At 64.7% G+C, this 7,180-nt stretch carries 8 protein-coding genes and 1 pseudogene; all 9 read left to right on the top strand.

Features of this window, described 5'->3' with window-relative positions:
* Positions 1–219: 219 nt before the first annotated feature.
* Complete coding sequence (locus A5906_RS32495; protein ID WP_245327035.1) at positions 220–645, top strand: YybH family protein; 426 nt, start codon at positions 220–222, stop codon at positions 643–645.
* A 92-nt stretch (positions 646–737) separates the two neighbouring features.
* Entirely contained in the window at positions 738–1,520 is a 783-nt protein-coding gene (locus A5906_RS32490; protein WP_080139223.1) for a helix-turn-helix transcriptional regulator, read from the top strand.
* Between the two features lie 81 nt (positions 1,521–1,601).
* Entirely contained in the window at positions 1,602–2,768 is a 1,167-nt protein-coding gene (locus A5906_RS32485; RefSeq protein WP_080139222.1) for a cytochrome P450, read from the top strand.
* Positions 2,769–3,152: 384 nt separating this feature from the next.
* Positions 3,153–4,103, top strand: a complete 951-nt coding sequence (locus A5906_RS32480; protein WP_080139221.1) for a sulfonate ABC transporter substrate-binding protein — start codon at positions 3,153–3,155, stop codon at positions 4,101–4,103.
* Positions 4,104–4,105: 2 nt separating this feature from the next.
* Positions 4,106–4,228 carry a hypothetical protein gene (locus A5906_RS46045; protein WP_283807743.1) on the top strand — a complete coding sequence of 41 codons (123 nt, stop codon included), beginning with the start codon at positions 4,106–4,108 and terminating at the stop codon, positions 4,226–4,228.
* Between the two features lie 10 nt (positions 4,229–4,238).
* Positions 4,239–5,402, top strand: a complete 1,164-nt coding sequence (gene ssuD, locus A5906_RS32475; RefSeq protein WP_080139220.1) for an FMNH2-dependent alkanesulfonate monooxygenase — start codon at positions 4,239–4,241, stop codon at positions 5,400–5,402.
* The gene (gene ssuC / locus A5906_RS32470) at positions 5,399–6,205 is read left to right on the top strand and encodes an aliphatic sulfonate ABC transporter permease SsuC (RefSeq protein WP_080139219.1); all 807 of its coding nucleotides are present in this window, start codon (positions 5,399–5,401) and stop codon (positions 6,203–6,205) included. The genes ssuD and ssuC overlap by 4 nt, the downstream gene beginning before the upstream one ends.
* Before the next feature lie 20 nt (positions 6,206–6,225).
* Complete coding sequence (locus tag A5906_RS32465) at positions 6,226–7,062, top strand: ATP-binding cassette domain-containing protein (RefSeq protein ID WP_080139218.1); 837 nt, start codon at positions 6,226–6,228, stop codon at positions 7,060–7,062.
* A gap of 32 nt (positions 7,063–7,094) precedes the next feature.
* A pseudogene (locus tag A5906_RS45495) lies at positions 7,095–7,180 on the top strand (flavin reductase); the annotation flags it as partial.

Here is a 7,180-nt window from a genome sequence, read left to right as displayed (position 1 = left end):
CTGGCGGGCCTCTTTCCTCGGAGCAAAGCGTTTTGCGGGTCCTGCAACATTGCTCGCCGGTCATCTCCTTTGCCGCACCCTGCATCTCGTCAACATTGCTTACGGTAATCCTCCGGTGTTGCTGTTTCGTCAAACGCGGTCTGGGATGCGGCATTTAACGCATCCCTGTGCAGCAACGGCCGTGCTGCATTCGAGTCGTAGATTGAGTTGGAGATGATTATGCGCAACATCGGGTTGGTGATTGTATTCGTGATCGCGCTGGCGGCTCCGGCATTGGCTCAGAAGCCCGAGATTGAAGCGATCAATGCCAAATTTGTTGAAATGTTCAACAAGGGCGATTTCTCTGGCATTGCGTCGCTCTATAGCGACGATGCGATCGTGCTGCCGCCCGGTTCTTCGATGGTGCAGGGTCGGGCAGCCATCGAGGGAATGTGGAAAAGCATGGCGGAACAGGTCGGCGATCCCAAGGTCGCGACTGTTGACGTGAAGGCGCTTGGCCCTTTGGTGGCGCGCGAGATCGGTACGTTTGCTCTGACGACCAAGGCGCCGACGCCGCAGGAAGTGACCGGGAAGTACGTCGTTGTTTGGGAAAAGGTCGGAAATGACTGGAAGCTCACCACCGACATATGGAACGAGGGCAAGTAGGCCGCTCGTAGGCGGACTTGAGGCCGCTCCGACTTCCGTCGATATCCCGTTGCTGCTATCCTCCGGCAAGAGAACGTCTGACGGAGGAAACAATGCGGTCTCGGGCGGTGCCCATAAATCCGTCGGCGGGTGATGTCTCGTCCGCGGTGCTCGCCATCGGCCGCTCCGATTTCCCAAAAATCCTGATCGACACGCTGCGCCGGCAGGCTGACGTCGGTCATTGCATGGTGTTCGCGCTGAGCCGCGGCGGTGCCGCACACTGCCTGCTCGATGCCGGCAACATCCCGATCGGCGCCGATCTCGGCGCGGCCTATGCCGGCCAGTTCCACGAATCCGATCCCAACCGCGATGCGCTGTTCGAAGGCGAGGGCGAGGCGCCGATCATGCTGCCGACCTTCGCGCCGCGCATGTACGGCGCGCGTTACCGAAAAATCTTCTTCCAGGATTCCGGCATCGTCGACAAATGCGCGGCCGCGATCTGGACTGGCGACACCTGCTTCTACGTCAACTTCTACCGCATCGCCGCGCAGGGCCGTTTCAACGCCGCACAGAGCGCGCGGCTCGAGGCCATCGCGCCGACGATCGCGGCGAGCGTCGCCCGCCACTTTCATGAGAGGGCAATGCCTGATCAGTCCCTTGCGGCCTTGTTCGCCACCCGCGCGCCGCTCGCCGCCCTCACGCCGCGCGAGCGCGAGGTCTGCCGCAGCATCCTCGCAGGCTTCAGCTCCGAGGCGATCTCACAAGCGCTCGGCATCAGCCTGCATTCGACCCTGACCTACCGCAAGCGCGCCTATGAGCGGCTCGGCATCTCCTCGCAGAGCGAGCTGTTCGCGATCGTGCTGCGGCTGCTGGCGGGTCCGCGCGGCCTGAACTGAGGCTGTCCCAATCGCTGGGGACAGACGGCCGGTCCCGAACACGCTAGCCTCGGTGATCGAGCAACAGCAAGGGAGCGAAGCTTGAGCACCGCGCCGCGCATCGACATCGATCCTGATGCCTTCTGGGCCGACCCCTATCCGATGCTTGCAAGAATGCGGAAGGAGGCGCCGATCGCCTTCGTACCGCAGCTCGGCTCGACGCTGCTGACGAGCCGCGACGATATCTCGATCTCCGAGAAGCAGATCGACGTGTTCTCCTCGCATCAGCCCGCAGGCCTGATGAACCGGCTGATGGGCCACAACATGATGCGCAAGGACGGCGAGGCGCACCAGGTCGAGCGGCGCGCGATGTTTCCGACGGTGTCGCCGAAGACGGTGAAGGCGCATTGGACCGCGCTGTTCCAGGCCCATGCCGATCGCATCATCGACCGCGTCGGACCGGGCCGGATCGACTTCATGCGCGATTTCGCATTGCCGTTCTCCGGCGAATGCCTGAAGTCGATCACCGGCCTCACCAATATCGGCTTTGAGGACATGGACGCGTGGTCGCAAGGCATGATCGAGGGCATCGCCAACTATGCCGGCGATCCCGCGGTCGAGGCGCGCTGCCACGCGGCGACGTCGGGCATCGATGCCGCCATCGACGACATCCTGCCGGTGATGCGCAAGCATCCCGACCAGAGCATCTTGGGCGTGCTCCTTGCCTCGGGCATGGCCATGGAGAGCGTGCGCGCAAATGTCAAACTCGCGATCTCGGGCGGCCAGAACGAGCCGCGCAAGGCGATCGCCGGCACGGTGTGGGCGCTCCTGACCCATCCCGACCAGCTCGATCTGGTCCTGCGCGGCGAAGTGACCTGGCTGCAGGCGTTCGAGGAATATGCCCGCTGGATCTCGCCGATCGGCATGTCGCCGCGGCGGATCGCAAAGCCGTGGGCCATTCGCGATGTTTCCTTCGAGCTCGACGAGCGCGTGTTCCTGATGTTCGGCTCCGCCAACCGCGACGAGGCGCATTTTGAGCGCGCCGACCAGTTCGATGTGCGGCGTGATACGTCGAAGAGCGTCGCCTTCGGCGCCGGCCCGCATTTCTGCGCCGGCGCCTTCGCTTCGCGCGCGATGATCGCCGACGTCGCGCTGCCGACGGTGTTTGCGCGGGCCAGGAAGCTCGCTCTCGCCGATGATGAGCCGGTGCGGATCGGCGGCTGGGCGTTCCGGGGACTGCAGAATCTGCCGGTGAAGTGGGTGCATTAGGCCCGCTGGTGCCTGCGCAGCCCTGACGGCTGCCAGTCCGCAATGATGACACCATACCCCTGTTTTGCCCGACGGGTCAAACGGACTTCGGATAATGCGTAAGTCCTTGATCCTACACGCCCCGCCTACTGTGCATGGGGTTGTTTTGCGACTTTTTATATTCGGGTCGTCAGGGGCTCGGGACGGAGTCCGTGCCGCTCTCACATTCGCGTGCGGAAAAATTCCGTCTGCATCGTCGCGGCCGCTTGAAAGATTAATCATGCGCGCTGCCACAAGCGTAGTGCGCGCATCGCTATTTTCCCCGGCGTCTCGACACCTCCGATGAGCCGCACCATCATTCTCGAAACATGAATGATGACGGCCGCTGGTGGCCGGGAGTGTGGAATGCGACGTCGGGACTTTCTCAAACTGTCCGCTGGAACTGCCGCGCTGGCGGCGCTGTCCGCGCCCGCCATCGCGCAAGGCGCGGTGAAGGAAATTCGTATCGGCTACCAGAAGAACGGCGTGCTGGTCATCACGCGTCAGCAGGCCGCGCTGGAAAAACATTTTTCCCCGCAGGGAATCGAGGTGAAATGGGTCGAGTTCTCCTCAGGTCCCCCGATGATGGAGGCGATGAATGTCGGCAGCGTCGATTACGGCGCGGTCGGCGATTCCCCGCCGGTGTTCGCCCAGGCCGCGGGCGCGGCGATCGTCTATGCCGCGGGACAGCCGATCACCAACGGCCAGGGCATCCTGGTGCCGAAGGATTCGCCGATCCGCTCCATCGCTGAACTGAAGGGCAGGCGCGTCGGCTTCACCAAGGGCTCCAGCGCGCACAACATCGTGGTGCAGACGCTGGAGAAGGCCGGCCTCACCTATGCCGACATCACGCCGGTCTATCTGACGCCGCCGGACGCCGGCCCCGCCTTTGCCAATGGCAGCATCGAGGCCTGGGCGATCTGGGATCCGTATTTCGCGATCGGCGAGACCAGGCAGAACGGCCGCATCCTGATCAATGCGCGCGAGGTCACCAAGACCAATTCGTTCTACATCGCCAATCGCGACTTCGCGAAGAACCACGGCGCCATCCTGCAACAGATCGTCGACGTCACCACCGCGACCGCCAAATGGGCCGAGCAGCACCGGGATGACGTGGCAAAGTCGCTCGCCGCCGTCACCGGCATTCCGCTGGATATCCAGACCATCGCCGCCAATCGCTCGTCCTTCGTGGTCGGCCCCGTCACCGACGACATCGTCGTGACCCAGCAGGGCGTCGCCGACCGCTTCCACAAGCTCGGCCTGATCCCGAAGCCGCTCGTCATCCGCGACATCGTCTGGCGCAATCCGGCAGCCTGACCGTGCCGACCGATCTTCCCATCCCAAAAGGTCCAAACATGAAGCGCATCGTTCAACGCGTGATCGCAGCCATCGTCATGTCGATCGGCATCGTCGCGGCCGCCGTCGGCACGACCTACGGCTAGGAGCACAGCCATGAGCCAGTCCAGCGCCAACATCCTCTGGTTCCTGCCGACCCATGGCGACGGCCGCTATCTCGGCACCGGCATCGGCGGCCGCGAGGTCAATTTCAATTATCTGCGCCAGATCGCGCAGGCTGCCGACCAGCTCGGCTATTTCGGCGTGCTGCTGCCGACGGGACGGTCCTGCGAGGATTCCTGGATCGTCGCGTCCAGCGTGGCACCGTTCACGGAGCGGCTGCGCTACCTCGTCGCTGTCAGGCCCGGCCTGCAATCACCGAGCGTGGCTGCGCGCATGACCGCGACGCTCGACCGCGTCACCAATGGCCGCCTCCTCGTCAACGTCGTCACCGGCGGCGATCCCGTGGAGAACAAGGGCGACGGCATCTTCCTCGCCCACGACGAGCGCTATGAGGTCACCCGCGAGTTCCTCAACGTCTATAGCGACCTGCTCGCCGGCAAGACCGTCAATGTCGAGGGCAGGCACATCCACATCGAGGGCGGCAAGTTGTTGTTCCCTCCGGTGCAGTCGCCGCGCCCGCCGCTCTATTTCGGCGGCTCGTCGGATGCCGGCATCGACGTCGCCGTGGACACCGTCGACAAATATCTCACCTGGGGCGAGCCGCCGGCGCAGGTGGCCGAGAAGATCGCGAAGGTGAGGGAAGTCGCCAGCGCGCGCGGCCGAAAACTCTCCTTCGGCATCCGCCTTCACGTCATCGTCCGCGAGACCAATGAAGAAGCCTGGCGCGCCGCGAACGAGCTGATCAAGCATGTCAGCGACGACACCATCGCGCTGGCACAGAAGAACTTTGCCCGCATGGATTCCGTCGGCCAGCAGCGCATGGCGCAGCTCCATGGCGGCAAGCGCGACAAGCTCGAGATCGCCCCGAACCTGTGGGCCGGCGTCGGCCTCGTGCGCGGCGGCGCCGGCACGGCGCTGGTCGGTGACGCCCAAACCGTCGCGGCCCGCATCAAGGAGTATCAGGACATCGGTATCGATACCTTCATCATGTCGGGCTATCCGCATCTGGAGGAAGCCTATCGCTTCGCCGAGCTTGTGTTTCCGCTGCTCTCGCTGGAGCAGCCCTCCAACGTGACCAGGCTGCACTTCAACGGCGGTCCTTTCGGCGAGACGGTCGGCAGCGATTTCCGTCCGCAGCATCGGGTGTCGCAATCATGAGCCTCATCGACAGCATCTCTCTCCCGCGCAGCATGCGCCTGCCGCGCGTGGACGGCCTGGTCCAATGGATCGTGCCGCTCGCCATCATCGCGATCTGGCAGGTCGCCTGCGTCACCGGCTTTGTGCCGACGCGCGTATTGCCGGCACCGAGCGACGTTGCGCTCGCCGGCTGGAAGCTGCTGCTCTCGGGCGAGCTCGCCCGCAACATCTGGGTCTCGTTCTGGCGCGCCTCGATCGGCTTCTTGATCGGCGGCAGCATCGGCTTCGCCTTCGGGCTCGCCAACGGCCTGTCGCAGCTATCGGCGAAGCTCACCGACACCACGCTGCAGATGGTGCGTAACGTGCCGCATCTGGCGCTGATCCCGCTGGTCATCCTCTGGTTCGGCATTGACGAGAGTGCGAAGCTGTTCCTGGTGGCGCTCGGCGTGTTCTTCCCCATCTACCTCAACACCCTGCACGGCATCCGCACCGTCGATCCGCAGCTGATCGAGATGGGCCGCATCTACGGCATGACCGACGGCGAACTGTTCCGCCGCGTGATCTTCCCGGGCGCGCTGCCCTCGATTTTCGTCGGCATCCGCTTCGCGCTCGGCATCATGTGGTTGACGCTGATCGTCGCCGAGACCATCGCGGCGTCATCGGGTCTCGGCTACATGGCGATGCAGGCGCGCGAGTTCATGCTGATCGACGTCGTCGTGCTCTCGATCCTGATCTACGCCCTGCTCGGCAAGCTCGCCGACAGCTCCTCCCGCGTGCTGGAGCGCCTGACGCTCTCCTGGCACCCCGCCTTCCAGAAACGTTGAGCAGAAATACTGGGAATCACATGCAGACAGCGCTTCGTACGTCCCTTCCCGAGACCGAGCTCGCAAGCCGCGCCAGTTTCGCACCCCACGCCCGCGTGGTGCGCGAGGAGCGCCCGGTACAAACCAGCGGCCTGCCGCTCAGCATCCGGGGCTTGCGAAAGTCCTTCGGCAGCAATGAGGTGCTGCGGGGCATCGATCTGCACATCCCCGCGGGCCAGTTCGTCGCCATCGTGGGCAAGAGCGGCTGCGGCAAGAGCACGCTGCTGCGCCTGATCGCCGGCCTGGACAAGATCGATGCCGGCAGCATCGGCTTCGGCGGCGACGTCCAGCCCGCGGACATCCGCGTCATGTTCCAGGAGCCGCGGCTGTTGCCCTGGGCCCGCGTGCTCGCCAATGTCGAGGTCGGTCTCGGCCGCGATCGCGCATCGCAGGATGCGCATGCCCGCGCCGAGAAGGCGCTCGCCGAGGTCGGCCTCGCCGACAAGCGCGACCAGTGGCCTTCGGTGCTCTCGGGCGGCCAGAAGCAGCGCGTTGCGCTCGGCCGCGCGCTGGTGTCCCGTCCGCGCGTACTGGCTTTGGATGAACCGCTCGGTGCGCTGGACGCGCTGACCCGCATCTCGATGCAGCGCCTCCTCGAGCGGGTCTGGCGTGACCAGGGCTTCACCGCGATCCTGGTCACCCACGACGTCTCCGAGGCGGTCGCCCTGGCCGACCGGGTGCTGGTGATCGAGGAGGGCCGGATCGCCCATGACGTCGTGGTTAACGCCGCCCGGCCACGGCAGCGCGGCTCGGCCGAGCTTGCAGGCCTCGAAGGCTCGATCCTGAGCCACCTTTTGTCGGCGGACGATCGTACCTAGATACAGGGGAACCCCATTTCGGGGACCATGCCATGAATGTAGTGCCCCGCGATCTCATGACTGAAATCCCCGTCTCGCCCGCCGATTTCCGCGGCGCCATGCGCCATCTCACCGGCGG

The organism is Bradyrhizobium sacchari (genome assembly GCF_002068095.1).
GTDB lineage: Bacteria > Pseudomonadota > Alphaproteobacteria > Rhizobiales > Xanthobacteraceae > Bradyrhizobium > Bradyrhizobium sacchari.
The sequence above is the reverse complement of the archived record's forward strand: the minus strand, read 5'-3'. Positions and strand labels throughout refer to the sequence as shown.

Bases quoted from the DNA above. Each gene is read 5' to 3' on its own strand.
- ssuC (WP_080139219.1), top strand. From the start codon at position 5,399: ATGAGCCTCATCGACAGCATCTCTCTCCCGCGCAGCATGCGCCTGCCG.
- ssuD (WP_080139220.1), top strand. From the start codon at position 4,239: ATGAGCCAGTCCAGCGCCAACATCCTCTGGTTCCTGCCGACCCATGGC.
- A5906_RS32465 (WP_080139218.1), top strand. From the start codon at position 6,226: ATGCAGACAGCGCTTCGTACGTCCCTTCCCGAGACCGAGCTCGCAAGC.
- A5906_RS32495 (WP_245327035.1), top strand. From the start codon at position 220: ATGCGCAACATCGGGTTGGTGATTGTATTCGTGATCGCGCTGGCGGCT.
- A5906_RS32480 (WP_080139221.1), top strand. From the start codon at position 3,153: ATGCGACGTCGGGACTTTCTCAAACTGTCCGCTGGAACTGCCGCGCTG.
- A5906_RS32490 (WP_080139223.1), top strand. From the start codon at position 738: ATGCGGTCTCGGGCGGTGCCCATAAATCCGTCGGCGGGTGATGTCTCG.